We start from the raw sequence: 26,646 nt of genomic DNA, 5'->3' as shown, positions 1-26,646 counted from the left end.
GCGGGTGCGAGGGTCGTCGGTGCCGGACCTCCCCGGCCCCGGCACAGGCTCACCGCACCGCGAGCTCCTCCGGGACGGGCTGCGGCTCGAGACCCGCCGCCGCGACCGCGGCCGCGTCGTGCCGCAGGCACGCCACGGACCGCTCCGGCCCGTCGCCCGGGACGGCCGGGGGGCCCAGCTCGGGCCGCACCACCGCGCAGGCGTCGAACGCGAACGCGCACCGGTCCCGGAACGGGCACCCGCTCGGCAGCGCCCGCAGGTCCGGGGGCGAGCCCGGGATGCCCGTCAGCGGCCGCTTGGGACCACGCAGCGCGGGGAACGAGCTGAGCAGACCGTGCGAGTACGGGTGGCGCGGGCGGCGGTAGACCTCGTCCGCCGTCGCCTCCTCGACGATCTCGCCGGCGTACATGATCGCGATGCGGTCGGCGATCTCCACCAGCAGGGAGACGTCGTGCGTGATGAAGACGACCGAGAACCCGAGGCGGTCCCGCAGGTCCACGATCTGCTCGACGATCTGCCGCTGCATCACGACGTCCAGGGCGGTCGTGGGCTCGTCCATGATGAGCACGCGCGGCTCGAGCGCGAGCGCCATCGCGATCATCACGCGCTGGCGCATGCCGCCGGAGAGCTGGTGGGGATAGGCGCTCACCCGGTCGGCCGCGATGCCGACCATCTCCATGAGCTCGCGCGCGCGGTCCAGGCGCTCGGCCCGCGTCGAGCGTGGCCGGTGCGCCTGGATCACGTCCATGATCTGGCGACCCACCCGGTGCACCGGGTTGAGCGAGTTCATCGCCCCCTGGAACACGATCGCGGTGTCCTGCCAGCGCGAGGCCCGCAGCGCGGGCTCGGGCATCCGCAGGATGTCCACGGGACCGTCGGCCCCGTGGAACAGCACCTCGCCCGCGGTGATCAGACCGGGCGGCGGCAGCAGCCGCGTCGCCGCGTAGACGAGCGTCGACTTGCCGCAGCCGGACTCCCCGGCGAGCCCGAGCACCTCGCCCTCGTGCAGGGTCAGGTCGACCCCGCGCAGCGCCTGCACGGGATCCTCGCCGTACCCGTAGGACACGTGCAGGTCCTTGATCTCGAGGACCGGTCGCCGCCCGCCCCGGGACGGCGGCGTCGCGACGGGCTCGAGGGTCTGGGTTCGCGCGCTCATCGCTGTGCCTCCTGGTGGTGTTCCCGCATGCTGCGGGGGGCGTCCTTGACGACGGCGGTGAAGCCGATCCGCGGACGGATCTCGCGCCGGCGCATCGAGCGGGCGGAGACGCCCGCCGAGCGCAGCCGCGGGTTCACGAACTCGTCGATGCCGAAGTTGATCAGCGTGAGCGCCATGCCGAGCAGGGCGATCAGCAGACCGGCCGGGACGAACCACCACCAGGCGCCGAGCGAGAGCGCCTGGTTCGCCTGCGCCCAGTACAGGACGGTCCCCCAGCTCCAGTCGTCGACCGGCGTGACACCGATGAACGCGAGCGTGACCTGGGAGAGCACGGCGAACGTGACCGTGCTGACGAAGCTCGACGCGATGATCGCCGTCAGGTTCGGCAACGTCTCGAACCAGACGATGCGCGCCGTCCGCTCCCCGTTCGCCCGCGCGGCCTCGACGAAGTCGCGCCGGCGGAGGGACATGGTCTGGGCACGCAGCACGCGCGCTCCCCACGCCCACCCGGTCAGGGCGAGGATGGCCGCGACGAGCAGGTTCCCCGCGTGCGGCGCCTGCCCGACGATGATGATCATCAGCGGCAGGGCCGGGATCACGAGGAAGATGTTGGACAGCGCCGAGAGGACCTCGTCCGCGACGCCGCCCAGGAATCCGGCGCTCACGCCGACGAGGATCGCCAGCACCGTGGCGATCACGCCGGCGAGCACGCCGACGAGCAGGACGCTGCGCGTCCCCACCAGGAGCTGGGAGAAGACGTCGCGCCCGAGCTGGTCGGTCCCGAGCCAGTGCGCGCCGGAGGGACCGAGGAGCAGGTCGGCCGTGATCTCGTCGGGGTCCTGGGGGGCGATCCACGGGCCGACCACGGCGAGGACCGCGAACACGACGAGGATGACCAGACCGGTCATCGCCTTGCCGCTGCGGACGAACGCGAGGCGCTGGCGCGTGGCGGCCCGAGGTGCGGAGGAGCCGTCGCCCTCGGAGCCGGGGACGTCCGCCGCGGCGGCCTCGGCGGCCGAGTCGGCGGCGCCGACGGGCATGGTGGACATCTCAGGCCTCCTGTCGGGTGCGCGGATCGAGGAGCACGTAGGCCAGGTCCGCGAGGATGTTGGCGAGCAGGACGGCGAACGTGATCACGAGGAAGATGCCCTGCATGAGCGGGTAGTCGTGGCCGCCGATCGCCTGGAAGAGCTCGAGGCCGACGCCGGGGTAGGAGAAGACCAGCTCCATGACGAGCGTTCCCGAGACCACGAACCCGAGGGACAGCGCGAACCCGGAGACCTGCGGGAGCACGGCGTTGCGGGCGGCGTAGCCGAACATCACCAGCCTCTCGGGCAGCCCCTTGGCCTGCGCCACCGTCACGTAGTCCTCGGAGGTGACCGTGACCATCATGTTGCGCATGCCGAGGATCCAGCCGGAGACGGACGCCAGCACGATCGTCGCCGCGGGCAGGATCGCGTGGTAGAGCACGGACCCGACGAAGTCCCACGACCACGTCGGGACGAGCGCGTTGTCGTAGGCGCCCCCGAGCGGGAAGACCGGCCAGGCGATCGCGAAGATCGCGATCGCGATCAGCCCGAGCCAGAAGTACGGCACCGCCGAGAAGAACGTCGTCACGGGCAGGACGCCGTCGGCCCACGTGCCACGGCGCCAGCCGATGAGGACACCGACGAGGGTGCCGAGCACGACGGCGATCACCGTCGCGGCGCCCACGAGCCCGATGGTCCAGGGCAGCCCCTGGGCGATGACCGTGGTGACCGGCGTGGGGAAGAAGGCGAACGACGTCCCCAGGTCCCCGTGCAGGATCTGGTCCCAGTACTGCACGTACTGGTCCCAGAGGCTGGTCTGCTTGTCGAGCCCGAACAGCACGTACAGGGACTGCACTGCGTCGGTGCTCAGCGAACCCTGGTAGCGGTTGATCAGCGCCTGGACCGGGTCGCCCTGCTGTGCGCGGGGGATGAGGAAGTTGAGCGTGACCGCGGCCCATGCCGTGATCACGTAGAAGATGCCGCGGCGGACGAGGAACCTCATCGGTCGACCTCCTCGGGGACGACGGCGACGGGGACGACGGCGACGGGGACGACGGCGACCGCGTGGTCGCCCAGGTCCGGCAGCTGCGCGTCGGCGGGGAGCCGGTCGCGCGCACCGGGCACCTGGTCCGCGTAGCCCCAGCACTCGACCGACCGGCCCGCGCCGATCGGGAGGAGCTCCGGCTGCACCGTGCGGCACAGCTCTGTCGCGAACGGGCACCGCGGGCTGAACCGGCAACCCGGCGGCGGGTCGACCATGTTCGGCGGCTCGCCGCGGGCGTCGGTGCGCGACAGGCCGCCGAGGTTGTCCGGGTCCGGTGCCGAACGCACCAGCAGCTGCGTGTAGGGGTGGGCAGGTGTCTGCGTGACCGACTCGCTGTCCCCCGTCTCGACCGTCCGGCCGGCGTACATCACGTGCGTGCGGTCGGCGAAGTACCGGGCCGAGGCGATGTCGTGCGTGATGTAGAGGATCGCGATGCCGAGGCGGTCGCGCAGGTCGCGCAGCAGGTTGAGGATGCCCACCCGGATCGAGACGTCGAGCATGGAGATCGGCTCGTCGGCCAGCAGGGCCTCCGGGTCGGCCGCGAGCGCGCGGGCGATGGCGACGCGCTGGCGCTGGCCGCCGGAGAGCTCGTGCGGGAACGTGTCGATGTATCGGTCGGGGGCGAGCTGGACCCGCTCGAGCAGCTCCCGCAGGGCCTGCTCGAGGGCGGCACCGCGGAGCCGGGGCTGGTGGATGCGCAGCGAACGGGTCAGGACGTAGCGCACGGTGTGCACCGGGTTCAGCGATGCGAACGGGTCCTGGAAGATCATCTGGACCCGCCGGCAGTATGCCCGGAACGCACGGCCGCGGTGGGCGGTGACAGGCGTGCCGTGCAGCAGCACCGTGCCGTCGGTCTGCACGTAGAGGCGCGCGAGGAGCCGCGCGACGGTGGACTTGCCCGAGCCCGACTCGCCGACGAGCGCGACGACCTGGCCGCCGTGGAGCGCCACGTCGACGCCGTCCACGGCGTGCACCGCGCCCGAGCGGCCGAGGCCGCGCTGCGGGAAGTGCTTGGTCAGGCCGACCGCCTCGAGGACGGGGGGCGGGGAAGGTTCGGAAGAAGGTCGGGCCTCGACGGGCCGGTCGACGACGACGTCGCTCATGGTCACCTGGGGGTAGGGCGTGCGGTGTGGCGTGCGGGCAGGGCGTGCCGGGCGGCGCGTGGTGCGCCGCCCGGCACGGTCCGGTCAGGAAGCCGGCTTCAGCTTCGTGAGGATCAGCGACACGCCGGGCGTGGTCGGCTGCGGGTTGGCGTAGTCGTCGTCGTCCGACGGCCAGCCGACGTAGTACTTGGTGGAGTACTCGGCGCCCGCCGGGCGAGCGTCGATGCCCAGGACGGGGACCTCGTCGACGTAGATCTTCTGGAGCGCGTCGAGCGCGGCCTTGCGGCCGGCGTCGTCCGTCGCGTCCGTGTACGCCGTGAACTGTGCGGCCGCGTCGTCGTTCTGGTAGCGGCCGAAGTTCCACGCGGCGGTCTCGCCGGGTGCCACGTAGTACGCCGGGTCGAACATGTTCGAGTACATCTCGTACGGCGTGACGCCACCGTTGGTCCAGTGCAGCGCCGCCTCGAAGTCACCGCTGTTGAGGCTGGCGGTCCAGGCGTCCGCGTTCGGCGTCTGGACGTCGGCCTCGATCCCGATCGACTTCAGCGAGTCGGCGATGAGCTGCAGCGAGGTGATGTAGTCGTTCCAGCCCGAGGGGTCCGACAGGGTGACCTTGACGGCCTTGCCGTCCTGGTCCTTGAGGGTGTCCCCGTCGTAGGTGTACCCCGCGTCGGTGAGCACCTTCTTGGCGCCCGCGACGTCGACCGCGTAGCTCTTGTCCTTGAACTCGTCGGCGATGAAGTCGTCGCCGGCCGGCGTCGGGATCGCCGTGACCGACGTGAGCTCGGGGAAGATGCCGGACTCGGCGATCTTCGAGGCCTTCTCGCGGTCGACGACCATGTCGACCGCCTTGCGCACCGCGACGTCGTCGAACGGCGCCTTGGTCGTGTTCAGCACGAGCATGTCGATGCCGAGCCCGGCGGGGAAGTAGGACTTGTTGTGCTCGGGGTCCTTGGACTCGTACACCTTCTCGATGTCCGAGATGAACGTCCAGCCCCACTGGGCCTTCCCGGTGGCGAGCGCCGGCGTCAGGGTGTCGTTGCCGCTGTACGAGGTGTACTGCAGCGACGGCGCCGCCAGCTTGCCGCCCCAGTAGTCGGGGTTGGCGTCGAGCGTGACGGCCTGCTGGGTCCAGGTCTTGAGGACGTACGGGCCGGTGCCGACGGGCTTCTGGTTGGTGTCCTGCGTCGGGTCGGCGATCTTCTCCCAGACGTGCTTGGGCACCACGAACATCTGCAGGACCTTGATCTGGTTGACGAACTGCCCCGTGGTGAAGGTCACCGTCACGTCGTCACCGTCCTGGGTGATGTCGCCGTAGGGCAGGCCCTCGACGTTGAGCGCGTCGTTGTCCTTGCGCAGCTGGAGCGAGTAGGCGACGTCGTCGGCGGTGAGGGGCTCGCCGTCGGACCACTTCACGCCGTCGCGCACCGTGAGGGTGAGCTGCGTGTAGTCCTCGTTCCACGTGAACGACTTCGCGAGCCACGGCACCGGGTCCTGCGCCGGGCGCGTGTCGTTGACCTGCGCGAGCGGCTCGTAGATCGCGAACGCGTACCCGAGCGAGCGGGCCGCGGACGTGTTGAGGAACGGGTTCGAGTTGTTCGTCTGGGTCTGGTTCGGCATGCCGATGGTCAGCGGCTGGGTGCCGACCGCGCTGCCGCCGTCGCTCGACGACGAGCTCGTGTCGGACGTGTCCGAGTCGCTGCCGGAGCTGCAGCCTGCCACGAGAGCGAGCGACGCGAGACCGACGAGCACAGAGGTGAGTCTGCGATTCTTCACGGGTGCCTCCTTGCACTGTTGGACGGCGCCGAGACGCCGTGTGACCGGGTGGTCGGGGAAAGCTCGAGGGGTGACGCGGTCAGCGACGCCACGGCGTCGAGCCGCAGGTCGCGCACCGAGCGGCCCACGCGCACCGCGTGGTCGCCCGGGGGTGTGGCCCACCGGCGCGCGCCGGTGTCCCAGATCTGGAAGGCCCGCCGCCGCACGGGCACGCGGGCGGTGACGGTCTCGCCCGGCGCGGCGTCGACCGTGGTGAACCCGCCGAGCCAGCGCCGCGGGCGGTCGGCGTCCGGGGCGGGCGGTTCGACGTAGGCCTGGACGACCTCGCGCCCGGCCCGCGGCCCGGTGTTGGTGAGCGTCACCGTGACGACGACGCCGGCGGGTTCGTCCGGCGCTGCGTCGCCGCCCGGCGCGACCTCGAGGGCGTCGTAGGACCACGTGGTCCAGCCGAGCCCGTGCCCGAACGGCGCGGCCGGCTCGAGCCCGTCCCGCTCCCAGGCCCGGTACCCGACGTGCACGCCCTCGGCGTAGTCGACGACGCCGTCGACCGGGATCGCGTCCGGGACGGGCACGTCCTGCGCCCTGGCGGGCAGCGTCCACGGGAGCCGCCCCGAGGGTTCGGTGACCCCGGCGAGGACGTCGGCCAGGGCCGTGCCGCCCTCCTGGCCGGGAAGCCAGGCCCACAGCACCGTGGGGGCGTCCGCCAGCCACGGCAGGAGGACGGGCGCGCCCGCGTTGACGACGACGACGGTGCGCGGGTTCGCCGCGAGCACCCGCGCGACGAGCTCGTCCTGGTTGCCCGGGAGCGCCAGGTCGGGGCGGTCGTAGCCCTCCGACTCGACCTCCTCCGTCGTGCCGACGACGACGACGGCGACGTCCGCGGCACGCGCCGCCTCGACCGCCTCGCTCAGCTCGTCCTCGGCGCTGGGCCCGGGCAGCGCATGCACCAGCTCGGCGCGGACGAACGAGGCGTACCCGACGGGGTGGACCACCTGCAGGTCGGCGGCGAGCCGCACGGTGCGCGGTGCGTCCGGACCGACCGTGACCTCGTGGACCACGGCGAACGGGTGGTTGTGGCCGGAGCTGAGCACGATCCCCGTGTCGGCGACCGTCTCGCCACTCGCGACCGGCGCACCGTCCACGCGCACGTCGTGCACGCCGACCGTACCGAGCCCGAGCCCGTGCACTCCGGGCTCGGTGAGCCGCACGTCCGCGGTCAGGCGCAGGGTGGCCGCGTCGGCGAGCACGTCCTGGCGCCAGCCGTCCCACGGCTGGCCGGCCTCCACCTCGAGGACCGTGCCGTCGACGCCGAGCAGCTCGACGCGGACGCCGACGGCCCCCGTGACGGGGTCGGTGCACAGGGCCGCGACGTCGAGCAGCGGCGGGTTGCGCCGCGGGCGGGCGCCGGCGTGCACGCTCACCTCGGTGGCGGGGAAGGCCGTGCGGAGCTCGTCCACGACGCAGGTCACCCGGTCGGGGACCACGAACGAGGACCCGCCGCCCAGGAGGAAGAGGTCGACGGCGCCGGGCCCGACCAGCGCGACCCGCGCCGCCGAGGCGAGCGGCAGCAGGCCCGCCTCGTCCTTCAGCACGACCATCGACCGCGCGGTGAGCTCGCGCAGGAGGGCTGCTGCGTCCTCCGGGGTGCCGTGCCCGACCGCGGACGCGCCCGAGGTCGGGCCCTCCGGCGCCGACCCGTCGAGGCGCAGCGCCCCGACGCGGACCGCCAGGCGCAGCAGCCGTTCCACCTTGTCGTCGAGCTCGCCCTCGGCGACCTCCCCCGACCGGACCGCCTCGAGCAGCCCGTCGCCCCAGACGCCGTCGGGCCCGGGCATCTGCAGGTCCAGGCCGCCGCGGACGGCGCCCGCGACGGAGCGGGTCGCGACCCAGTCGCTGACCACGACGCCGTCGAAGCCCCACTCGTCCTTGAGGACCCCGGTCAGGAGACCGCGGTGCTCGAGCGCGGGCGCCGACTCGTGGCCGTCGTCGACGCCGCTGTAGGCGCCCATCACGCTCCACGCGTCGGCGTCCGCGACCAGCCGCTCGAACGGCGCGAGGTAGACCTCGCGCAGCGTGCGCTCGTCGACCCGCGCGACGTAGCGCGTGCGGTCCGTCTCGGAGTCGTTGGCGACGTAGTGCTTGACGCACATGCCCACGCCCCGCTCCTGCGCCGCGCCGACGAGCGCGACGGCGACGTCGGCCGTGAGCACAGGGTCCTCGGAGTAGCACTCGAAGTGGCGCCCGCCCACCGGGGTGCGCTGGAGGTTCACCTGCGGGGCGAGCACCACGTCGACGCCGTGCCGGCGGGCCTCGGTGGCGAACAGCGCGCCGGCGCGCCGTGCGAGGTCGAGGTCCCAGGTGGCGGCGAGCGCGCTCGGCGCGGGGAACATCGCGGCCGTCGCGGCCGGCGAACCGGTTCCGCCGCGGACCCCGACGGGCCCGTCGGACAGGACCATGGGCCGCAGGCCGATGCGCTCGATCCCCGTGGTCTCCCACGTGCCGGCGCCCACCACGAGGGCGACCTTCTCCTCGAGGGTCAGGCGGGCCGCGAGGTGGCCCAGGGCCGCGCCCTCGGTCCGGGCGGTTGTCTCCAGTGACACGCTCGGGCTCCATTCGACGTCGTCGTCTTCGGATCAGGTGCGCTTACTGACAGGTCAGTAAGTTGCTGTGCGTGCCTATGCAACCACACTTACTGACGAGTCAGTAAGTGTCGCGAGGTCACAGTATGGTTGCGGCATGAGCGACGTGATCGTGCCGGGTGCCGACTCCCGGACCGCCGGCATGAGCGGGACCTCGCGCGCCCGCCGGCCGCGCAAGGCGACCGCCGAGCGTCGCGAGGAGATCCTGCGCGCCGCGATGCGGACCTTCGGCTCGAAGGGCTACCACAACGGGTCCCTGTCCGAGGTCGCGGAGCAGGTCGGCATCACCCACGCCGGGGTCCTGCACCACTTCGGCTCCAAGGACCAGCTGCTCATCGCCGTCCTCGAGTTCCGCGACCGCGAGGACGTCCAGCACCTCGAGGGCCAGCACATCCCGGGAGGGCTCGAGCTCTTCCGGCACCTCGTGCGCACCGCCGCCATGAACGCCCACCGGCGCGGCATCGTCCAGGCCTACACCGTGATCACGGCGGAGTCGGTCACGGACGACCACCCCGCGGGCGACTGGGTGACGCGGCGCTTCGCCGGGCTGCGCGACGAGCTCGCGGACGCGTTCCGCGAGATCCTGCGCGGTGCGGCGGACGCGCCGCCTGACCCGGCCAGGCCGGAGCAGTCCGACGCCGCCCTCGACCGCGCCGCGAGCGCGATCATCGGCGTGATGGACGGGCTGCAGACGCAGTGGCTGCTGGACCCGGACGCCGTCGACCTGGCGGGGACCACCGGCTTCGCCATCGAGGCGATCGTCGCGTCCGTGCTCGCCGGCGCGGAGCGCCCGGCCCCGCTCGGCTGACCCCGCTCGGCAGTCGGCACAGCCGCCGCACAGGTGCACCACAGGCGCGCCCCACCGCCGCGCGCCACGATGGAGCCATGCCCGACTCCCTGACCCGCCCGGACGGCAGCCCCCTGCGCGTCCTCGTCGTCGACGACGAGCCGAACCTCGCGGAGCTGCTCACCGCGGCGCTGCGCTACGAGGGCTGGGACATCAGCACCGCCCTCGACGGCCGCAGCGCCATCCGCCTGGCCCGCGACGTGGACCCCGACGTCATCGTCCTGGACGTCATGCTCCCCGACCTCGACGGGATCTCCGTCCTGCGCCGCGTGCGCGCCCACCGGCCCGAGGTGCCGGTCCTGTTCCTCACCGCCCGCGACGCCGTCGAGGACCGGGTCGCGGGGCTGACCGCCGGCGGCGACGACTACGTAACCAAGCCGTTCAGCCTCGAGGAGGTCGTGGCGCGGCTGCGCGGGCTGATGCGGCGCGCGGGTGCCGCCGCCGAGCGCGGGGGCGCGACCGTCGTCGTCGGCGACCTGGTGCTCGACGAGGACTCGCACGAGGTCACCCGCGGCGGCGAGGAGGTCCGGCTCACCGCGACGGAGTTCGAGCTGCTGCGCTACCTCATGCGCAACGAGCGCCGGGTGCTGTCCAAGCCCCAGATCCTCGACCGGGTCTGGAGCTACGACTTCGGCGGGCAGGCCAACATCGTCGAGCTGTACATCTCCTACCTGCGCCGCAAGATCGACGCGGGGCGCGAGCCGATGATCCACACGCTGCGCGGTGTCGGGTACGTCCTCAAGCCGGCGGCGGGCTGACGTGCGGGCCCGCGCGCCGCGGACGCTGCGGCGTCGGCTCGTGCTCGTCCTCGTCGCGGTCCTGGTCCTGTTCTCGGCGGCCCTGGGCACGACGTCGACGCTCGCGATCCGCACGAGCCTGACCGACCAGCTCGACGACTCCCTGCACGCGGCCAGCGAGCGGACCTCCCGCTTCCCGGCGCACCGCGGCGAGCAGCAGGGCGGTGAGCAGCAGGGCGGCGCGCAGGGGCTCGACCCGGGAGGCACGCAGGACCAGGTCCCGTCCCCGCAGGAGATCCCCGACGACGTCTCGCCCCCGCCCGGCCAGGCGGCCGGGACCATCGGCATCGAGGTCCGCGGCGACGGGACCACCGCGGTCGCCGGGTACATCGACGACGACGGCGCCTGGCAGGCGCTCAGCGACCCGCAGGCCGAGGCGCTCACCGGCCTACCGGCGGACGGCGCGGTGCGGACCGTGGACGTCCCCGGGCTCGGCACCTACCGCGCCATCGCCGCCGACCGGCCGGACGGCACCACGTCCGTCACCGCGATGAGCACCGCGGACCTCCAGGCGACGCTGCAGCGCTACGTGATGGTCGAGATCGGGCTCGCGGTCGCGGGGATCGCCCTCGCCGGGGTCGCGGGCACGTGGCTGGTCCGCCGTTCCCTGCGCCCGCTCGACGCGGTCGCCGACGCCGCGACGCACGTCGCCGGCCTGCCCCTCGACCGCGGCGAGGTCGCCGAGATCCCCCGGGTGGACGCTGCCCTCACGGACCCGCGCACCGAGGTGGGCCAGGTCGGCGCCGCGCTGAACCGGCTGCTCGGGCACGTCGAGTCGGCGCTGGGCGCGCGGCACGAGTCGGAGACCCAGGTGCGCCGGTTCGTCGCCGACGCCTCGCACGAGCTGCGCACCCCGCTCGCCTCGATCCGGGGGTACGCGGAGCTCGTGCGCCGCTCGCCCGACGACGTCGCACCCGGCACGCTGCGCTCGCTCGACCGCATCGAGTCCGAGTCGAAGCGCATGGGCGCCCTCGTCGAGGACCTCCTCCTCCTCGCGCGGCTGGACGCGGGACGCCCCCTCGAGCGGGCGCCCGTCGACCTGGCGGGACTCGCGGTCGACGCGGTGACCGACGCCCACGCCGCAGGACCGGACCACGTCTGGGAGCTCGACCTGCCGGGCGGGGACGACGGGGACGGCGCGGGCGGGGACGGCGCAGGCGGAAACGGCGCGGGGCGCGGTGGGGACGACGTCGTCGTGCCCGGGGACGAGATGCGCCTGCGCCAGGTCTTCGCGAACCTCGTCGGCAACGCGCGCGTGCACACCCCCGCGGGCACGCGCGTGGTCGTCGGGGTCCGCCGCGAGGGTCCCGAGGCGGTCGTCACGGTGTCCGACGACGGCCCCGGCGTCCCGGCGGCGCTCGCCCCGACGCTGTTCCAGCGGTTCAGCCGCGGCGACTCGGCGCGCAACCGCACCGGCGGGTCGACGGGGCTGGGGCTCGCGATCGTGCAGGCCGTGGTGCAGGCGCACGGCGGGACGATCGCGGTGCGAAGCAACGGCGGGGAGGCCGAGGAGGGCACGGTGTCGGCGGGCACGGGGTCGGCGGGCACGGTGTCGGCGGGCACGGTGTCGGCGGGCACAGTGGTCGAGGGCACGGTGTTCGAGGGCACGGTGTTCGAGGTCAGGCTGCCGGGCACCGCGCCCGGGGCCTGACTGCCCCGCCCGCCGCACCGCCCCGCCGAGAAGTCGATTCTGGCCCCTGATCCGAGCGGATCAGGGGCCAGAATCGACTTCTCGGCGGTCAGGCGGGGGCGAGGAAGCCGTCGCGGACCAGCCCGCGCACCGCGGGGAGCAGCTCACCGGCGAGGGCGTCGCCCGGCACCTCGAAGAGCGACGCGAGCGCCCCGAGGATCTGCCCCACGGTGAGCTCGCCGTCGCACGCGCCGACGAGCGCCGCGAGGGGCGAGGACGCGTGCACGCCCCGGCCGAGGCCGTCTCCCTGCCGGACGACGACGACGTTCGGGTCGCCGAGACCCGGCGTGTGGAACCGCTCCTCCGTGACGTCGGGCGCGACGGCGAGCCGCTCGCCGGCGAGCGCCGCGTCGTCCCGGGCCCGGAGCCAGTCGTGCGCCGCGAGGGACGCCGCGACGTGCGCCCCGAGCGGCTGGCGCACCGCGCCGGTGTGCTCCTCGAGGCGGTGCAGGCTCGGCGCGGAACCGTCCGCGGGGCGCCGCAGCGTGACGATCCCGAGACCCACCGCCTCGACGTCCCGGCTCGCGAAGTCGTCCAGCCATGCGCCGTACGCGGCCTCCCACGCGCCGGGCTCGCGGCCGGGCGTCGTCCCGCCGTCCCGGACCCAGGTCTCGGCGTACTCGGCCGGGTCGAGCACCTCGCGCTGGACCACCCAGCCGTCGAGCCCGGACTCGTCGAGCCACCGGCCCACCCGCTCGGTCCACGGCTCACCGCGCCGGTGCTCCCAGTTGCCGAGCAGCTGCGCGACCCCGCCGGGGGCGAGGACCGACCCGACGCCGGTGACCAGGTCGCGGACGACGTCGTCCCCCGCCCTTCCGCCGTCGCGGTACTCGTAGTCGGGCACGCCCCGGCCCTCCGCCCGCCGCGGGGTGATGACGAACGGCGGGTTGGACACGACGAGGTCGAACAGCTCGCCCGCGACGGGCTCGAGCATCGAGCCGCGGCGCAGCTCGGCGGACCCGGCGAGGCCGTCGAGCGCGAGGTTGAACGCCGCGAACCCGAGCGCCCGCTCCGAGATGTCCGTCGCCACGACCGCGCGCGCGTGCCGCGCCGCGTGCAGGGCCTGGATGCCGCAGCCCGTGCCCAGGTCCAGCACCCGGTCCACGGGCGTGCGGACCGTCACCTGCGCGAGCGTCGTGGAGGCGCCCCCGGCGCCGAGCACGTGGGCGGGGGGCAGCCGCGCCCCCGTGACCAGCTCGCCCAGGTCCGACGCGAGCCACCAGGACACCTCGCCCGCGGCGTCGGCCGCGGCGTAGGGACGCAGGTCCACCGAGGCCCGCACCGCGTCGTCGGGCGCCGCGCCCGCCCGGGCGACGAGGCCGAGGCGCACCGCGCCGTCCGCGCCGACGGCGGGGAGGGCACGGTCCAGCGCCGACGCCGGGACGTCGCCGCCCACGAGGAAGAGCTCGGCGAGCACGGCGGCGGGCTCGGGGGTGCCGGGCCCGGCGAGCGCGTCGGCCAGCACCCTGCGCGCCGGGACGGACTGCTCGCGGTGGAGCGCGGCGGAGGCCAGCGGGCCGAGCACCTGCTCGACCCCGTCGACGGTGTATGCCGCCGAGGTCAGGTCGTCGCGCAGCGCGGCGAGGAGTGCAGGGTCACGACCGTCGGGTGCCATGCGGCCATCCTCCCCCGGCCGCGGCGCCCGGCCACTCCCGTCACACGACGGACGCCGCCGGGACCTCGTCCTCCTGCTCGCGGTCCACGCGGGAGGCACGCAGCCGTGAGGCGACCACGGCACCGAAGGCGACGGCGGCCGCGACGATCGCGATGCCCACGCGGATCGCGGGGTTGGCGTCGGCGGGCGCGCTGAGCATGACCACGGCAGGCGCGATGAGCACCGAGACCAGGTTCATCACCTTGATGAGCGGGTTGATCGCGGGGCCCGCGGTGTCCTTGAAGGGGTCGCCCACCGTGTCGCCGATGATCGTCGCCTCGTGCGCCGGGGAGCCCTTGCCGCCGTATGCGCCGTCCTCGACGATCTTCTTCGCGTTGTCCCAGGCGCCGCCGGAGTTCGCGAGGAACACGGCCATGAGCACGCCCGAGGCGATGGCGCCGGCGAGGAAGCCGGCCAGCGGCCCGACGCCGAGACCGAAGCCGACGGCGATGGGCGCGAAGGCCGCGAGCAGCCCCGGCGTCGCGAGCTCGCGCAGGGAGTCGCGGGTGCAGATGTCCACCACGCGGCCGTACTCGGGACGCTCGTCGTATGTCATGATCCCGGGGTGCTCACGGAACTGGCGGCGCACCTCGTAGACGATCGCGCCGGCGGCGCGGGTCACGGCGTCGACCGCCAGGCCGGAGAACAGGAACACGGTCGCGGCCCCGAGGATCACCCCGACGAGCGTGACCGGCGAGATGATCTGGTAGTCGAGCATCGAGGTGACGAGCCCGGAGCCGACGTCGTCGACGTCGGCCAGTGCCTTCTCGACGGCGTCCGCGTACGAGCCGAAGAGCGCGGTCGCCGCGAGCACGGCGGTCGCGATCGCGATGCCCTTGGTGATCGCCTTCGTCGTGTTGCCCACGGCGTCGAGGTCGGTGAGGATCTTGGCCCCCTCGTCGTCCCCCGCCCCGACGGACTCGACGTCTCCCGACGCGCCGCCGGCCATCTCGTAGATCCCCTGGGCGTTGTCCGAGACGGGCCCGAAGGTGTCCATCGCGACGATGACGCCGACCGTGGTCAGCAGGCCGCACCCGGCGAGGGCGATGAGGAACAGCGACAGCCACACGGACCCGCCGGCCAGCAGGAACACCCCGCAGATCGCGGCGGCGATGATCCCGGCCGTGTACACCGCCGACTCGAAGCCGACGCCGATGCCCGAGAGGACGACGGTCGCCGCCCCCGTGCGGGACGTCGCGGCCACGTGCAGCGTCGGCTTCGACGTCGTCCCCGTGAAGTAGCCGGTCACCGCGAGGATGATCCCGGCGAGCACCACGCCGATGACGACGGCGAGGCTCGCCACGACCCGCGGGTCCGCCGTGACGTCGCCCAGGTCGGCGGTGCCGCCGAGGCCGTCGAACGACGACGGGAGGTAGAGGAAGGCGGCGACGGCGGCGAGGACGGCGCCGACCAGCGCGGAGACGTAGAACCCGCGGTAGATCGCGGTGAGCCCGCTCTCCTCGCCGCGGACCCGGGTGATCGCGACGCCGATCAGGGCGACGATCGCGCCGACGGCCGTGACGATGAGCGGGAAGACGAGGCCGTCCTCGCCCATGACCGCCTTGCCCAGGATGAGCGCGGCGACCAGCGTCACCGCGTACGACTCGAAGAGGTCGGCGGCCATGCCCGCGCAGTCGCCGACGTTGTCGCCGACGTTGTCCGCGATCGTGGCGGCGTTGCGCGGGTCGTCCTCCGGGATGCCCTGCTCGACCTTGCCGACCAGGTCCGCCCCGACGTCGGCCGCCTTGGTGAAGATGCCGCCGCCGACCCGCATGAACATCGCGAGGAGCGCGGCGCCGAACCCGAAGCCCTCGAGGACCGACGGCGCGTCGCCCTGGAAGACCAGCACGACGCCCGCGGCGCCCAGCAGGCCCAGGCCGACGACGGACATGCCGACGACGCCGCCGGTGCGGAACGCGATCCGGGCCCCCTCCGTCCGGCCGCCCGGGCGGGTCGCGGCGGCCGCGACGCGGACGTTCGCGCGCACCGCGAGCCACATGCCGAGGTAGCCGATGGCTGCGGAGAAACCGGCGCCGACGAGGAAGGCGACCGAGCGCCCCACGCGGACGCCCCCGTCGCCGGGCAGCAGGAACAGCAGGCCGAAGACCACGACGGCGAACAGGGCGAGGGTGCGGAACTGCCGGCTCAGGTACGCCGACGCGCCCTCCTGGACGGCGTCGCCGATGTCCCGCATCTTCTCGGTGCCCTCGCGTTCCGCGAGCACCTGGCGCCGCAGCACCATCGCGACGACGAGCGAGAGGACCGCGATCACCGCGATCACGCCGACGATCGTCATGCTGGTGGAGCCGAGCTCGAGCATCCGTCCTCCTTGACGAGTGCAGCCACTTCCGGACCGGAGCGTGCGCCGGCCACGCTGCCGACGCACGCCGCGAGTGTACGCGGAACGTGACCGGGGCCACGAACGCTGCACGGACCGTCGGCGGATCGTCACCGGACCGAGACCCTGGCACGTCACACTGTCTGCGTGCGGCCACGGGGCTGCTGCGAGCGGCCGCGGGTTGACCGTCGGGGGGACCGTCGGAAGGACAGGGATGGCGAGCTGGGAAGGTGCGCTCGACGCGCTCGTCGAGGCGCGCGGCGAGGCGCTCGTGACGTTCGCGACCGACGCCTGCGGGGACGCCGCGGCCGCCCCGGGGATCGTCGCCGACGCCCTCGTCGACGCGTTCTCGCGGCTGCGTCCGCCACCGCCGGCGCCCCCGCCGGCGGAAGAGGTCGTCGTCGGTCCGGTCTACGGGGCGCGCACGACCGGCGCGTCGCGACGCCCGGCGGCCGAGACCGGGCGCTACGACCTCGACCTCCTCGAGGCGCAGGTGCGCCGCGCGGTCCTGGACCGCGCCGGGCGACCGGTCGCAGGGGCGGGCGGGCGCGGCGAGGGGCAGCACGGCGGGCCCGACGACGTCCTGCACCTGACGCTCGGCGCGCTGGTGCCGGAGGTCCGCCGGCGCGTGCGGCGCCGTCGGGCGACGCGCAGGGGCCGGCTCGGCGCCACGTCGCTCGTCGCGGTCGCGGTGGTCGCGCTGGTCCTCGTCGCGCCCTCCCTCGCCGGGAGCGGCACCGGCGCGGTCCCCGCGGGCGGGGCGACGTCGTCGTCGGCGTCGTCCTTGTCCGCCACCCTCGCCCCCAGGGAGGCCACGGACGCTGCGCGGGGCGGGCTCGAGGCCGTCCCGGAGCCGGAGCCGTTGCCGGCGGGGTTCGTCGACGGCCATGTCCCTGCCGGGCTCGACGGGCAGCTGCCGGCCGGGGTCGTGTGCGGGGCCCCCGCCGTCGCCCTTGCGCCGACGACGCTGGAGGACGACGGCGTCGCGCTCGACCTCACGGGAGCGATCGACGGGCCCGGCGCGGGCGGGACGAACGTCGCGGCGGACGCGCGGGTGATCCTCGAGGGGACGCTGGCGAGCTCGCTCGGCGGTCCCCTGCTCGCGCCCCGTGACGCCGCCGTCGCGTGGGTGAGCTCGGGACGGGTCGTCGGCCTCGGCGCCCCCGGTGAGTCGCGCCCGATCGACGACCCGGGCGAGGACGGCGTCGAGCTCGCGGCGGCCACGACACTGACGGACCTCTGCGTGCCCGGGAGCAGCAAGGCGCACCCGACCCCGATGCCGGCCGGGGCCTACTCGCTCGTCGCATTCCTGCCGGTCGCACCGGCCGACGACCCGTCCACCGTCACCTGGGTGCGGAGCGCGGCGTCGCCCGTCACGCTCTCGCCCGACGGGGACCTGACGATCCGGGAGGTCGCCGAGCCCGGACCGGGCCCCGTCCCCGGCGAGGTGCTGCGCGCCACGGTGGTCGACGACGGGATCCAGCCGGACGTGCGGGTCACGTCGGTCGGCCAGGTCGTGCCCGGGACGCGCTACGCGCTCGCCACCTGGTGCTCGAGCACCGACGCCACCGGGGAGCTGCCCGTCGAGGTCGAGGCGTTCCCCGCAGGTGTCGACGGCGGGACACCGCTCAGCGCCTCGGCGACGCGCTGCGACGGCACCGTGTCCATCGCGGACGTCGGGACGCTCGACCCGCGCACGAACCTCGGCGGGTCGTTCGTCGACGGCGCCGTCGGGAGCACCCGGGGCGTCGCCGTCCTCGCGCCGCTGGACCAGATGTCCGCGGTGATGGATGCCGCAGCCGGCCGCTGACGCCGTCGGCCGCCGGGACCGGGGGCAATCGCGACCGGGGGCTGCTGGGACCGGGGGCTGCTGGGACCGGGGGCTGCTGGGACCGGGGGCTGCTGGGACCGGGGGCGCGTCAGTCGTCGAACGGCTCGGGCTCGGGCGGGTGGGTCCGGGAAAGGACGCAGAACTCCAGACCCGCGGGGTCCGCGAGCACGACCCAGGACGCGTCTCCCTGGCCGATGTCGACCCGGCGAGCGCCCAGCGCCTCGAGCCGCGCGACCTCCTCCGCCTGCGTCGTCCCGACCGGGGACACGTCGATGTGCACGGGCGTCTTCGTGGTCTTGACGTCGGCGGTCCGCAGGAGAAGGAGTGCGGGGGTCCCGGGGGCACCGGCGAGCGCGACGCCCTCCTCGTCCCGCTCGGTCACGCGGTAGCCCAGTGCCGCCGACCAGAACGCTGCCGAGGCCTCGGGGTCGGGGCAGTCCAGGCAGATCTCTCGCAGTCTCAGTCCCATGCGCCTGAGGATAGGGCGCCGGAGCTCGGGTCGCCCCTGGTCTCGCGGCCGCACACCCGGGACGGTCGTGCGGGTCGTGCGGCGCTGGGCTCGGACTGCGGCACAGGACTCGGGGGCGGCACCGGGCGCCTGGCTGACCTGCGCGTCGCGGGGTACGGGGGCCAGGGCAGCAGGATGCCGCGGGCACCGGACGCCCGCGCAGCTGGCAGAGGGCACCGAGCACCGAGCACCGAGCACCGACAACCGAGCACCGACAGCTGGAGGCTGGAGGCTGGAGGCTGGAGGCGAATAGTGGGCAGCACCCAGCGGGGCAGCACTTCCCCGGCTCAGAAGGGTGGTGGTGGTCCGGGGTCGGGCGGTCCGGGGTCGGGTGGTCCAGCGGCTCGCTCGGATGCGCGTTCGGCGGCTCGTTCGGGGGGTTGCCCGGGCTCGGTCGGTGACCCTCGGTCGGGGTGTGGCCGGTGGTCGTAGCGTTCGGGTGGTCGGTGGTAGGTGTGGCCGGTGGGCGCGGTCCAGGTCGTGGTCCCGTCGGGGCGGGTGCTCACGGTCCACTCGCCGTGGGTCTTGAGGCGGTGGTGGTGGCGGCACAGGGCCTGGAGGTTGGACGCCCGCGTCTGGGGCTCGGTGCCCGGGCCGGTGCCGGGTTCGTAGGGGTCGATGTGGTCGAGGTCGCACCGGTCGGCCGGGACCCGGCACCCGGGGAAGCAGCACGTGACGTCGCGGGCCTCGACCGCGGCCCGCAGGGACCGGGCGGGCCGGTAGGTCGTGGTCCCGGCGTCCAGGAGGCGCCCGTCGGCGGGGTCGGTCAGCAGCCGTTGCCAGGTCGCGTCCGCCGCGATCTGCCGTGCCACGTCCGCGGGCACGGGCCCGTACCCGGCGATGTGACCGGGAGCGTCGTCCAGCCCCGCGAGGGTGGTGAACGGCACCGTCACCAGCACCCGCGCCCGCCCACGGACCCCCGCACCCCGACGGGCGCCGCTGTCGGGGCGGTGATCGGTACCGGCGTCCGGGGTGCCGCAGACCTGGTCGAGCAGGGCGTCCGCGCGGCGCTGGTCGGCGCTGCGGGCGTCGGCGGGCAGGGTGCGGGCGAGGTCGTCGACCGCGGCGTAGAGGGCTTGGGCGTCCTCGGCGGGCAGGTAGGCGCTGATCCGGGCCATCGCGTCGGGCAACGGTTCGTAGAACACCCCGCGGCGCCGCTTCTCGCCCTCGCGGCGGGACTGCGCCGCGCCCGGGTCGTGCTCGATCTCCACCCGCCGGGCACGCTCGCGCAACCGGGGTGCGGTCAGGGACTCGGCCTCACCCACCAGGGCCGCGACCAGGGCCACCCGCTCGTCCTGCGGCACGGTCGGGGCCGCCTCGATCAGGACCCGGGCGCGCCGTTCGCAGATCCGCCCCGCGGACAGGGCCGCGCCCACACTGGGGTGGACCCGCAACCCCACGGCCAGGTCCACGCTCCGGGCCGCCACGGCCCGCGTCGTGGTCAGGGCCGCAGCGACCTCGTCGACCGCGAACTCCGCCCCCCGCGAACCGCGCCTGCGCCCCAGAAGCTCGTCGACGTCCGCCGCCTGCGCCGCCGTGGCCCACGAGATCAGACGCTGCCACGCCACGATCCGGTCCACGACCTCCTCGTCCGAGCATCCCGACCCGTCACCGGCCGCGAGACGGGCGGCGAGCTCTGGCCCCGGCGCCACCTCGTGCACCGGCAGCAGAGGCACCGGAACGGGTGTGGGTGCGAGGACAGGCATGGGCGCGGACAGAAGCACTGCGGCGTCGCCACCCGCAGCGGCGGCTGCAGCGGCAGGCACGGGCGCTTCCAGCGGGAAGGGTGCAGCCGGCTCCCTGCCACCCGACGGCCGCCACCCAGCCACGATCCGCGCGAAGGCGACCTCCACCACGGACTGCTCCACGCCGTCGGCCACCGCCCCGCCCTGTTCGAACATATGTACAGACTAGAACCAGCCACCGACACTCATCGCGCCCCCTCCACAAGGACCGGGCACGCACGTGCCAAGCGCCCTCAGCCGCCGATCCGTCGCGGCAACCCCTCCTGGTCCGCGAAACGCGGGCGGTGGCCGCCGTCGGGCCGCTGGCCGCGCACCGCCTGGACCACGAGCTCGGGTGCGACCAGGGGGAACAGGTGGGCCCGACGGGGCAGCGCCCAGACCTGCGCGCCCGTGCGCCGGGCGAGCTCGCGCTGCCCGCGCAGGAACGAGGTGCCCGCGAGCGCCTGCATCCCCACGAGCAGCAGCGGCGCGCGGTCGAGGCCCGCGAGACGGTCCGGGCTCTGCGCCCACAGCTCGCCGACGGTGCGCTCGTGCGCCCAGCTCTGCGAGACCTGCCCCCAGAGCCCCGGCCAGCGCGTGACGTCGCCGTAGCGCGCACGCACCTCGTCGTCGGGCATGGTGTCGTCGAAGGCGCCGGCCCCGCGGTGGTGGCCGAGGCGCCGGGCCACGCGACCCACGGCCGGCGGCGCGCCCTCGGGCACCGCTCCGCGCGCGAACCGGTCGAGCTGGTTGTCGGGCGAGAGGGGCGACGGCCCGCCGAACGGCGTCATCGGGTCCAGGAGCACGAGCTCGGCGACCTCGCCCGGGTGCCGCAGCGTCCACTCGATCGCGGTGAGCCCACCGGCGGCGTGCCCGACCAGCCCGATCCGCCCCCCGTCGACGCCCAGCTCACGCCGCACGTCGTCGACGGACCCCGTCGTGGGGACGCGCCACGCGTCGAGGACGCGGACGTCGTCGGCCGGGACGACGTCGTCCTCCGCGAGGAGCGCTGCCAGGCGCGCGTAGTCCGACGGCGCGAGGGCCAGGCCGGGCAGCACGACCCACGTCGTCGGGCGCGGGGCTGCCGGGGCGGCGGCCGAGGGGTCTCGCAGTCTCATCCCCCGACGCTAACCCGCGCGCCCAGCCGCGGTGTGCGCGTCCGCCCGCCGCTCGAGCATCGCCGCGACGCCGTCCACGACCCGGTCGAGCCCGAACGCCAGCTCCGCCGACCCCGACCACGCCTCGACGTGCGCCTCCCCCACGGCCCGCCCGACCCGCCCCGCGCGCGGGTAGGTGGCCTTGCGCCCGACCGCCCGCAGGACCTGCTCGTTGGACGACCACCACGCGTCGTCGGTCTGGCTGCTGGCCTCGCGGACCCGGAGCGCCTCGCGCGAGCGCCGCGCGGCGCTGGCCGCCGTGCTCACCACGAGCGTGACGGTGGCGTCCATGGCGAGGTCGTCCAGCCCGACACCGTCGACCGCCCCCAGCTCGATGTCGTACTTGCGGGTCTCGCCCGGGCCGAGCACCGGGCGGGCGAGGTCGACGTCGAGCAGCCACGGGTGGCGCAGCAGCAGCGTCCAGTTCTCCCGGCCGACGGCGCGCAGCCGCTCGTCCCAGGACGCTCCGGCGGCACGACCCTCGGGGTAGGTGCGCGCGAACGCGCGGTCGACGGCGAGGTCCACCAGGTCGTCCTTGTTCTGGACGTACGTGTAGAGCGACATCGTGCCGAGGCCCAGGGCCTGCGCGAGGCGGCGCATCGAGAGGGCGGCCAGGCCGCCGTCGTCGGCCAGGGCGACGGCCGCGGCGGCGATCTCGTCCGGGGTGCGCGAGGGCCGGGGGCCGCGGGGCGGGCGCCGGGCGTCCACGCCCCAGAGCAGCCCGAGGGTGCGGGCGGGGTCGCGGGAGGGGTGGGGGACGGCGTCGGGCACGGGCCCCATGCTGGCAGACTCCCCCGCCGAGACGTCGAGATCTGCCCCCGATCGGGACGGATCAGGGGCGATTTTCGACTTCTCGGCGGACAGGCGGGACAGGCGGGTCAGGCGGGTCAGGCGGGACAGGCGGGACAGGCGGGTCAGGCGGGACAGGCGGGTCGCTCAGCGGACCGTCGTGCGCGGGATCCTGCGGTCGGTCGTCGTGAGCACCACGAGGGCGGCGCCGATGCCGGCGAGCACCCAGCCCAGCTCGTGCAGGCCCGCGTCCGTGGCCTCGTCCCCGAACGTGACGGCGATCAGGCTGGAGGAGAAGATCGCCCCGAGGTACATGGCCGTGCGGTACAGCCCGGACGCCACCGCGATCTGGTCGGCCGCGGCGTTGGCGTACAGCGTCGCCTGGTTCGCGAACCCGCCGAGCCCGTTGGCCAGGCCGATCGCGCACGTCGCCGCGATCATCAGCCACACGCTCGAGCCGCTGTCCAGCGCCAGGGTCAGCGCGGACGCCGCCAGGACGGCGACGCCGGTGAGCACGAGCGGCACCCGGACCACGCCGCGCACCGACACCACGCGCGCGACGACGATGCTCACGCCCGACAGCGGGATCAGCACGAGACCGACCTGCGAGGCCGTCAGGCCCGCGGCCTCCTCCATCCACTGGCTCACGCCGTACATGCACGTGTACATCCCGAGCCCGACGAACAGCTGGCGCAGGTAGGTGCGCACCAGCGGGCCGTTGGACGCGAGCATGCGCACGTCCACGAGCGGGCTGCTCGCCCGCAGCTCGCGCAGCACGAGCAGCACGCCGAGCACCGCCGCGACCGCCAGCAGCCACCACGTCGGGTCCCCCAGGTCCCCGAGGAAGAGCAGCAGGGTGACGATCGCCCCGGCGAAGGCGACGATGCCCGGCAGGTCGAGCGCCCGCAGGGTCCGACGGCGGCCCTCGTGCCCCCCGCTCTCGAGGGGCCCGTCCTTCGCCACGCCGGCGAACGTGAACGCCAGGGTGACCAGGGCGACCGGGACGTTGACGAGGAAGAGCGCCCGCCAGCCGAAGGCCCCCGCGAGCACGCCGCCGAGCGGGAGGCCGACGACGGACGTGATCTGCGCCGCGATGGAGAAGTTGCCCAGCACCCGGCTCGGCACGCCGACGCCGCGCTCGTCGGCCCGGCGCCGGACCAGAGCCATCGCCGTGGGGTAGGCCGCCGAGGTGCCGATGCCGATCAGCGCGCGCGAGACCAGGAGCATCCAGAACGCCGGTGCGGCGGCACCGACCACCCCCGCGACGAGCAGGATCACGATGCCCGAGACGAAGACGCGGCGCGGCCCGAAGATCGTGGCGAGCTTGCCCATCGTGGGTTGCGCCACCGCGCTGCACAGGTAGAGGACCGACACGAGCGCCGACGTCGCGCCCGGCCCCTTGTGGAAGTCGACGCCGATCCCCACCAGGCCCGTCGCGAGCATCGAGCTGTTGATCGGGTTGAGCGTGGAGCCGAGGAGGAGCGGGGTGAGGAACCGCGCACCGAAGGGCTTGTCCGTGGTCGTGCTCGTGGTCCCCTCCGTCATCGCGCCGCCGCGATCCGCCGCAGGAGCGCGACGGCGCGCGCGAGCTCCGCCCTCTCGGCAGGGTCCAGCTCGGCACGCATGGTCCGCAGCAGCCAGTCCTCGCGGGCGATGCGCCCGCTCGCGTACATCTCCCGCGCCTCGGCGGTGAGCGACAGGAGCGTCTTGCGCCCGTCGCGCGGGTCGCGCTCGCCCTGCACGAGGCCGGCCTGCTCGAGCACGGCGACGACGGCGCCCATCGACTGGGGACGGATCCCCTCGGCGCGCGCCAGCTCGCTCGTGGTGAGCGAGCCCTCGCGCTCGATGCGGCGCAGCACGGAGGCCTGGGACCGGGTGAGGTCGGGGACCGTGCTCTGCGCGCGCAGCCGGCGGGTCAGCAGGCCCAGGACGACGCGCAGGTCGGAGGCGACGGCATGGTCGTCGGGCAGCCCCTCGGCCGGGGCAGGCTCGGTGGTCATGGGTCCCACGGTAGCACCAATAGGAAGGTAACTGTTCACTTTCTCGCCCGGTCCGGCCCCGAGGTGGGAGGATCGGTCCCGTGCCAGACGTCGACCACGCCCCCGCCCCGAGCTCCTCCCCCACCTCCGCGGCGCACCGCCACGTCGCCGACCTCGCCCGCTTCGTGCAGGCCTCGCCCTCCTCGTTCCACGCCGCCGAGGAGGTCGCACGCCGCGCGGAGGCCGCCGGGTTCGTCCGGCTCGACGAGCGTGCCGCGTGGCCCGCCCCGGCCGCCGGCCCGGCCGCCGGACCCGGCCGCTACGTCGTCGTGCGCGACGGCGCCGCGATCGCCTGGGTGGTTCCCGAGGCCGCGACCGCGACCACCGGCGTCACGATCCTCGGCGGGCACACCGACTCCCCCGGCTTCAAGCTCAAGCCGCGGCCGACGACGGGGAGCGCCGGGTGGTGGCAGGCCGGCGTCGAGGTCTACGGCGGCCCGCTGCTGAGCTCGTGGCTCGACCGCGAGCTGGAGCTCGCCGGCCGCGTCGTGGTCCGCTCCCCGGACGGCGGCACGGCCGAGCACCGCGTGCGCACCGGCCCGCTGCTGCGCATCCCGCAGCTCGCGATCCACCTCGACCGCGGGGTCAACGACGGCCTGACGCTGGACAAGCAGAAGCACACCCAGCCCGTCTGGGGCCTGGGCGACCTCCAGCAGGCCGACCTCGTCGGCGAGCTCGCCGCGCTCGCCGGCGTCACCGGCGCGGACGTGCTGGGGTACGACGTCGTCGTCGCCGACACCCAGGAGCCCCGCACCTTCGGCGCCGGTGCCGGGCTCTTCGCCTCGGGCCGCCTCGACAACCTGCTCTCGGTGCACGCCGGGCTGACCGCGCTGCTCGAGCACGCGCAGGACCCGGCCGCCGGCGGCCGCACCGCGGTCCTCGCCGCGTTCGACCACGAGGAGATCGGCAGCGCCAGCCGCTCGGGCGCCGGCGGGCCGTTCCTGCAGGACGTGCTCGGACGGATCGCGGACGGCCTCGGCGCGACGCCGCAGGACCGCGCGCGGGCGTTCGCCGACTCGCTGTGCGTCTCGAGCGACGTCGGCCACTCCGTGCACCCGAACTACCCGGAGCGGCACGACCCCGCCGTCCGCCCGCTCGCCGGGCAGGGCCCGATCCTCAAGATCAACGCGAACCAGCGCTACGCGACCGACGCCGTCGGCGCCGCCGCCTGGGCCGCGGCCTGCGCCGCCGCGGGCGTCCCGTCGCAGGAGTTCGTCTCGAACAACGCGCTGCCGTGCGGCTCGACCATCGGCCCGATCACCGCGACGCGCCTCGGCATCCGGACCGTCGACGTCGGCGTGCCGATCCTCTCGATGCACTCGGCCCGCGAGATGTGCGCCGTCGAGGACCCCTGGTACCTCGCGCGGGCGGTCCGGGCGGCGTTCGCCCGCGACTGAGCCGGCGGATCAGCCCTCGGCGAGCGCGATCCGGTAGCCGCGCTTGACGACGGTCTTGACGAGCGAGCGGTCCCCGGCGGCCTCCCGCAGCCGGGCGACCGCGACCTCCGCGGTGTGCGGGTCGCTCGACGCGCCCGGCAGCACGTCGAGGACGGCGTCGCGCGGGACGACGTCGCCGCGCGCCGCCGCGAGCACGCGCAGCACCTCGAGCCCGCTCGGCGAGAGCGGCAGCACGCGCCCGTCCAGCACCGCCACCCGCGAGCGGATCAGCAGGCGCCCCGCCACGGTCGACAGGGCGAGCGTCTCCGCGTGCTCGTAGTGGCCCACGAGCGCCCGCACGAGCGCCCCGAGCCGGCCGCGCTCGGGCTGCAGGCTGGCGATCCCCCGGTGCTCGAGCGGCTTGGCGGTGATCGGCCCGACCGCGGCGGCGACCATCCCGCCGGAGCGGACCCGCCCGGCCACCGCCTCGAGCACCCCCTGGTCCTCCACGGCGCGCAGCCACGCCTCCGCGCCCGGCGCGGACGTGAACACCACCGCGTCGACGTCCCCGGAGGCCGCGGCCTCGACGGACGCGGCCAGCGCCACCGGGTCCGGCGGCGGCCCCCAGCGGTAGACGACGAGGCTCGAGACCGTGGCACCCGCCTCGGCGAAGACGACGTCGAGCCCGTCCGCCCCCGCCCCGTGGTGCTGGACCGCGACGCGCAGGCCCGCGACGCCCTCGCCGAGCAGGACGTCGGCGATCTCGCCCGAGGTCTCGGACTCCGCCACCCAGTCGGCCGTGAGGCCGGCGGCCTGGATCGCGCCGCGCGCCTTGGGCCCGCGGGCCACGATGCGCGAGTCCGTCAGCACCTCGAGCAGCCGGTCCGCCAGGCCGTGGGCGTCCGCCGCCTCGACCCAGGCCCGGAACCCGATCCCGGTGGTGACGACGACGACGTCGGGCGGGTTCTCCACCAGCGCGCGGGTCCCGGCGATCAGCGCCTCGTCGTCGGCGTGCGGCACCATGCTCAGCGCAGGGGCGTGCATGACCGCCGCGCCGCGGCGCTCCAGCGCCGACGCGAGCTCCGAGGCCCGGCGGTCCGCGGTGATCAGCACCCGGCAGCCGGCCATGACCTGGCCCAGCGGGCGGAC

At 74.9% G+C, this 26,646-nt stretch carries 20 protein-coding genes; 5 read left to right on the top strand and 15 right to left on the bottom strand.

Annotated elements, in window-relative coordinates; genetic code table 11:
• Window positions 1-49: 49 nt before the first annotated feature.
• The 6 genes from EDF32_RS07090 to EDF32_RS07065 form a co-directional block, all read right to left on the bottom strand.
• A complete protein-coding gene (locus EDF32_RS07090) occupies window positions 50-1,156 on the bottom strand; it encodes an ABC transporter ATP-binding protein (protein WP_123307828.1) in 1,107 nt (368 codons plus the stop codon).
• Entirely contained in the window at window positions 1,153-2,205 is a 1,053-nt protein-coding gene (locus EDF32_RS07085; protein ID WP_199734849.1) for an ABC transporter permease, read from the bottom strand. The genes EDF32_RS07090 and EDF32_RS07085 overlap by 4 nt, the downstream gene beginning before the upstream one ends.
• 1 nt (window position 2,206) lies before the next feature.
• Entirely contained in the window at window positions 2,207-3,187 is a 981-nt protein-coding gene (locus EDF32_RS07080; protein ID WP_123307827.1) for an ABC transporter permease, read from the bottom strand.
• Window positions 3,184-4,332, bottom strand: coding sequence for an ABC transporter ATP-binding protein (locus EDF32_RS07075; protein WP_123307826.1), 1,149 nt, complete (start codon window positions 4,330-4,332; stop codon window positions 3,184-3,186). The genes EDF32_RS07080 and EDF32_RS07075 overlap by 4 nt, the downstream gene beginning before the upstream one ends.
• Window positions 4,333-4,416: 84 nt before the next feature.
• Entirely contained in the window at window positions 4,417-6,108 is a 1,692-nt protein-coding gene (locus EDF32_RS07070; protein WP_123307825.1) for an ABC transporter substrate-binding protein, read from the bottom strand.
• The gene (locus EDF32_RS07065; protein ID WP_123307824.1) at window positions 6,105-8,708 is read right to left on the bottom strand and encodes a glycoside hydrolase family 3 protein; all 2,604 of its coding nucleotides are present in this window, start codon (window positions 8,706-8,708) and stop codon (window positions 6,105-6,107) included. Before EDF32_RS07065 ends, EDF32_RS07070 begins: the two co-directional genes overlap by 4 nt.
• A 136-nt stretch (window positions 8,709-8,844) precedes the next feature.
• Between EDF32_RS07065 and EDF32_RS07060 the strand changes: the two genes are divergently transcribed.
• The 3 genes from EDF32_RS07060 to EDF32_RS07050 all read left to right on the top strand — a co-directional run bounded on the left by EDF32_RS07060 (window position 8,845) and on the right by EDF32_RS07050 (window position 12,042).
• On the top strand, window positions 8,845-9,555 hold the full coding sequence (locus EDF32_RS07060; protein ID WP_370449937.1) for a TetR/AcrR family transcriptional regulator: 711 nt from the start codon (window positions 8,845-8,847) through the stop codon (window positions 9,553-9,555).
• Between the two features lie 77 nt (window positions 9,556-9,632).
• Window positions 9,633-10,352 carry a response regulator transcription factor gene (locus EDF32_RS07055; RefSeq protein ID WP_123307823.1) on the top strand — a complete coding sequence of 240 codons (720 nt, stop codon included), beginning with the start codon at window positions 9,633-9,635 and terminating at the stop codon, window positions 10,350-10,352.
• A gap of 1 nt (window position 10,353) precedes the next feature.
• Window positions 10,354-12,042 carry a cell wall metabolism sensor histidine kinase WalK gene (locus tag EDF32_RS07050; protein WP_233565780.1) on the top strand — a complete coding sequence of 563 codons (1,689 nt, stop codon included), beginning with the start codon at window positions 10,354-10,356 and terminating at the stop codon, window positions 12,040-12,042.
• Window positions 12,043-12,130: 88 nt separating this feature from the next.
• Here EDF32_RS07050 and EDF32_RS07045 read toward each other — a convergent pair whose 3' ends face one another.
• Window positions 12,131-13,696 carry a methyltransferase gene (locus EDF32_RS07045; protein WP_123307822.1) on the bottom strand — a complete coding sequence of 522 codons (1,566 nt, stop codon included), beginning with the start codon at window positions 13,694-13,696 and terminating at the stop codon, window positions 12,131-12,133.
• Window positions 13,697-13,736: 40 nt separating this feature from the next.
• Window positions 13,737-16,055 (bottom strand): sodium-translocating pyrophosphatase, encoded by a 2,319-nt coding sequence (locus EDF32_RS07040; RefSeq protein ID WP_123307821.1) that lies wholly within the window; start codon window positions 16,053-16,055, stop codon window positions 13,737-13,739.
• A 232-nt stretch (window positions 16,056-16,287) separates the two neighbouring features.
• Here EDF32_RS07040 and EDF32_RS07035 point away from each other — a divergent pair, with 232 nt between their 5' ends.
• Complete coding sequence (locus EDF32_RS07035) at window positions 16,288-17,883, top strand: hypothetical protein (protein WP_123307820.1); 1,596 nt, start codon at window positions 16,288-16,290, stop codon at window positions 17,881-17,883.
• A gap of 109 nt (window positions 17,884-17,992) precedes the next feature.
• Here the strand turns inward: EDF32_RS07035 and EDF32_RS07030 are convergent, their stop codons facing one another.
• The 6 genes from EDF32_RS07030 to EDF32_RS07005 all read right to left on the bottom strand — a co-directional run bounded on the left by EDF32_RS07030 (window position 17,993) and on the right by EDF32_RS07005 (window position 24,082).
• Window positions 17,993-18,373: a VOC family protein gene (locus EDF32_RS07030; RefSeq protein ID WP_123307819.1), complete on the bottom strand. Its 381-nt coding sequence runs from the start codon at window positions 18,371-18,373 to the stop codon at window positions 17,993-17,995.
• 326 nt (window positions 18,374-18,699) lie between these two features.
• Window positions 18,700-20,088: an HNH endonuclease signature motif containing protein gene (locus tag EDF32_RS07025; protein ID WP_158614065.1), complete on the bottom strand. Its 1,389-nt coding sequence runs from the start codon at window positions 20,086-20,088 to the stop codon at window positions 18,700-18,702.
• A 302-nt stretch (window positions 20,089-20,390) separates the two neighbouring features.
• Window positions 20,391-21,254, bottom strand: a complete 864-nt coding sequence (locus tag EDF32_RS07020; protein WP_148061571.1) for an alpha/beta hydrolase — start codon at window positions 21,252-21,254, stop codon at window positions 20,391-20,393.
• A gap of 9 nt (window positions 21,255-21,263) precedes the next feature.
• Complete coding sequence (locus tag EDF32_RS07015) at window positions 21,264-22,064, bottom strand: TetR/AcrR family transcriptional regulator (RefSeq protein ID WP_158614064.1); 801 nt, start codon at window positions 22,062-22,064, stop codon at window positions 21,264-21,266.
• A gap of 165 nt (window positions 22,065-22,229) precedes the next feature.
• On the bottom strand, window positions 22,230-23,627 hold the full coding sequence (locus EDF32_RS07010; protein ID WP_123307815.1) for an MFS transporter: 1,398 nt from the start codon (window positions 23,625-23,627) through the stop codon (window positions 22,230-22,232).
• Window positions 23,624-24,082: a MarR family winged helix-turn-helix transcriptional regulator gene (locus EDF32_RS07005; protein WP_123307814.1), complete on the bottom strand. Its 459-nt coding sequence runs from the start codon at window positions 24,080-24,082 to the stop codon at window positions 23,624-23,626. The genes EDF32_RS07010 and EDF32_RS07005 overlap by 4 nt, the downstream gene beginning before the upstream one ends.
• Window positions 24,083-24,162: 80 nt before the next feature.
• Between EDF32_RS07005 and EDF32_RS07000 the strand changes: the two genes are divergently transcribed.
• Window positions 24,163-25,518 carry a M18 family aminopeptidase gene (locus EDF32_RS07000; RefSeq protein ID WP_123307813.1) on the top strand — a complete coding sequence of 452 codons (1,356 nt, stop codon included), beginning with the start codon at window positions 24,163-24,165 and terminating at the stop codon, window positions 25,516-25,518.
• 9 nt (window positions 25,519-25,527) lie between these two features.
• Here the strand turns inward: EDF32_RS07000 and EDF32_RS06995 are convergent, their stop codons facing one another.
• The gene (locus tag EDF32_RS06995) at window positions 25,528-26,625 is read right to left on the bottom strand and encodes a uroporphyrinogen-III synthase (protein ID WP_123308049.1); all 1,098 of its coding nucleotides are present in this window, start codon (window positions 26,623-26,625) and stop codon (window positions 25,528-25,530) included.
• Between the last annotated feature and the right edge of the window lie 21 nt (window positions 26,626-26,646).

Source organism: Cellulomonas sp. PhB143 (genome assembly GCF_003752595.1).
Lineage (GTDB): Bacteria > Actinomycetota > Actinomycetes > Actinomycetales > Cellulomonadaceae > Paraoerskovia.
Note: the sequence above shows the minus strand (reverse complement) of the source record. Positions and strands in the feature narration are given on the sequence as shown.

What these genes read in the sequence shown, in the direction of transcription:
- EDF32_RS07090 (WP_123307828.1), bottom strand. Translation starts at nt 1,156, where the DNA reads ATGAGCGCGCGAACCCAGACCCTCGAGCCCGTCGCGACGCCGCCGTCC.
- EDF32_RS07085 (WP_199734849.1), bottom strand. Translation starts at nt 2,205, where the DNA reads ATGTCCACCATGCCCGTCGGCGCCGCCGACTCGGCCGCCGAGGCCGCC.
- EDF32_RS07080 (WP_123307827.1), bottom strand. Translation starts at nt 3,187, where the DNA reads ATGAGGTTCCTCGTCCGCCGCGGCATCTTCTACGTGATCACGGCATGG.
- EDF32_RS07075 (WP_123307826.1), bottom strand. Translation starts at nt 4,332, where the DNA reads ATGAGCGACGTCGTCGTCGACCGGCCCGTCGAGGCCCGACCTTCTTCC.
- EDF32_RS07060 (WP_370449937.1), top strand. Translation starts at nt 8,845, where the DNA reads ATGAGCGACGTGATCGTGCCGGGTGCCGACTCCCGGACCGCCGGCATG.
- EDF32_RS07055 (WP_123307823.1), top strand. Translation starts at nt 9,633, where the DNA reads ATGCCCGACTCCCTGACCCGCCCGGACGGCAGCCCCCTGCGCGTCCTC.
- EDF32_RS07045 (WP_123307822.1), bottom strand. Translation starts at nt 13,696, where the DNA reads ATGGCACCCGACGGTCGTGACCCTGCACTCCTCGCCGCGCTGCGCGAC.
- EDF32_RS07040 (WP_123307821.1), bottom strand. Translation starts at nt 16,055, where the DNA reads ATGCTCGAGCTCGGCTCCACCAGCATGACGATCGTCGGCGTGATCGCG.
- EDF32_RS07035 (WP_123307820.1), top strand. Translation starts at nt 16,288, where the DNA reads ATGGCGAGCTGGGAAGGTGCGCTCGACGCGCTCGTCGAGGCGCGCGGC.
- EDF32_RS07030 (WP_123307819.1), bottom strand. Translation starts at nt 18,373, where the DNA reads ATGGGACTGAGACTGCGAGAGATCTGCCTGGACTGCCCCGACCCCGAG.
- EDF32_RS07020 (WP_148061571.1), bottom strand. Translation starts at nt 21,254, where the DNA reads ATGAGACTGCGAGACCCCTCGGCCGCCGCCCCGGCAGCCCCGCGCCCG.
- EDF32_RS07010 (WP_123307815.1), bottom strand. Translation starts at nt 23,627, where the DNA reads ATGACGGAGGGGACCACGAGCACGACCACGGACAAGCCCTTCGGTGCG.
- EDF32_RS07005 (WP_123307814.1), bottom strand. Translation starts at nt 24,082, where the DNA reads ATGACCACCGAGCCTGCCCCGGCCGAGGGGCTGCCCGACGACCATGCC.
- EDF32_RS06995 (WP_123308049.1), bottom strand. Translation starts at nt 26,625, where the DNA reads ATGGCCGGCTGCCGGGTGCTGATCACCGCGGACCGCCGGGCCTCGGAG.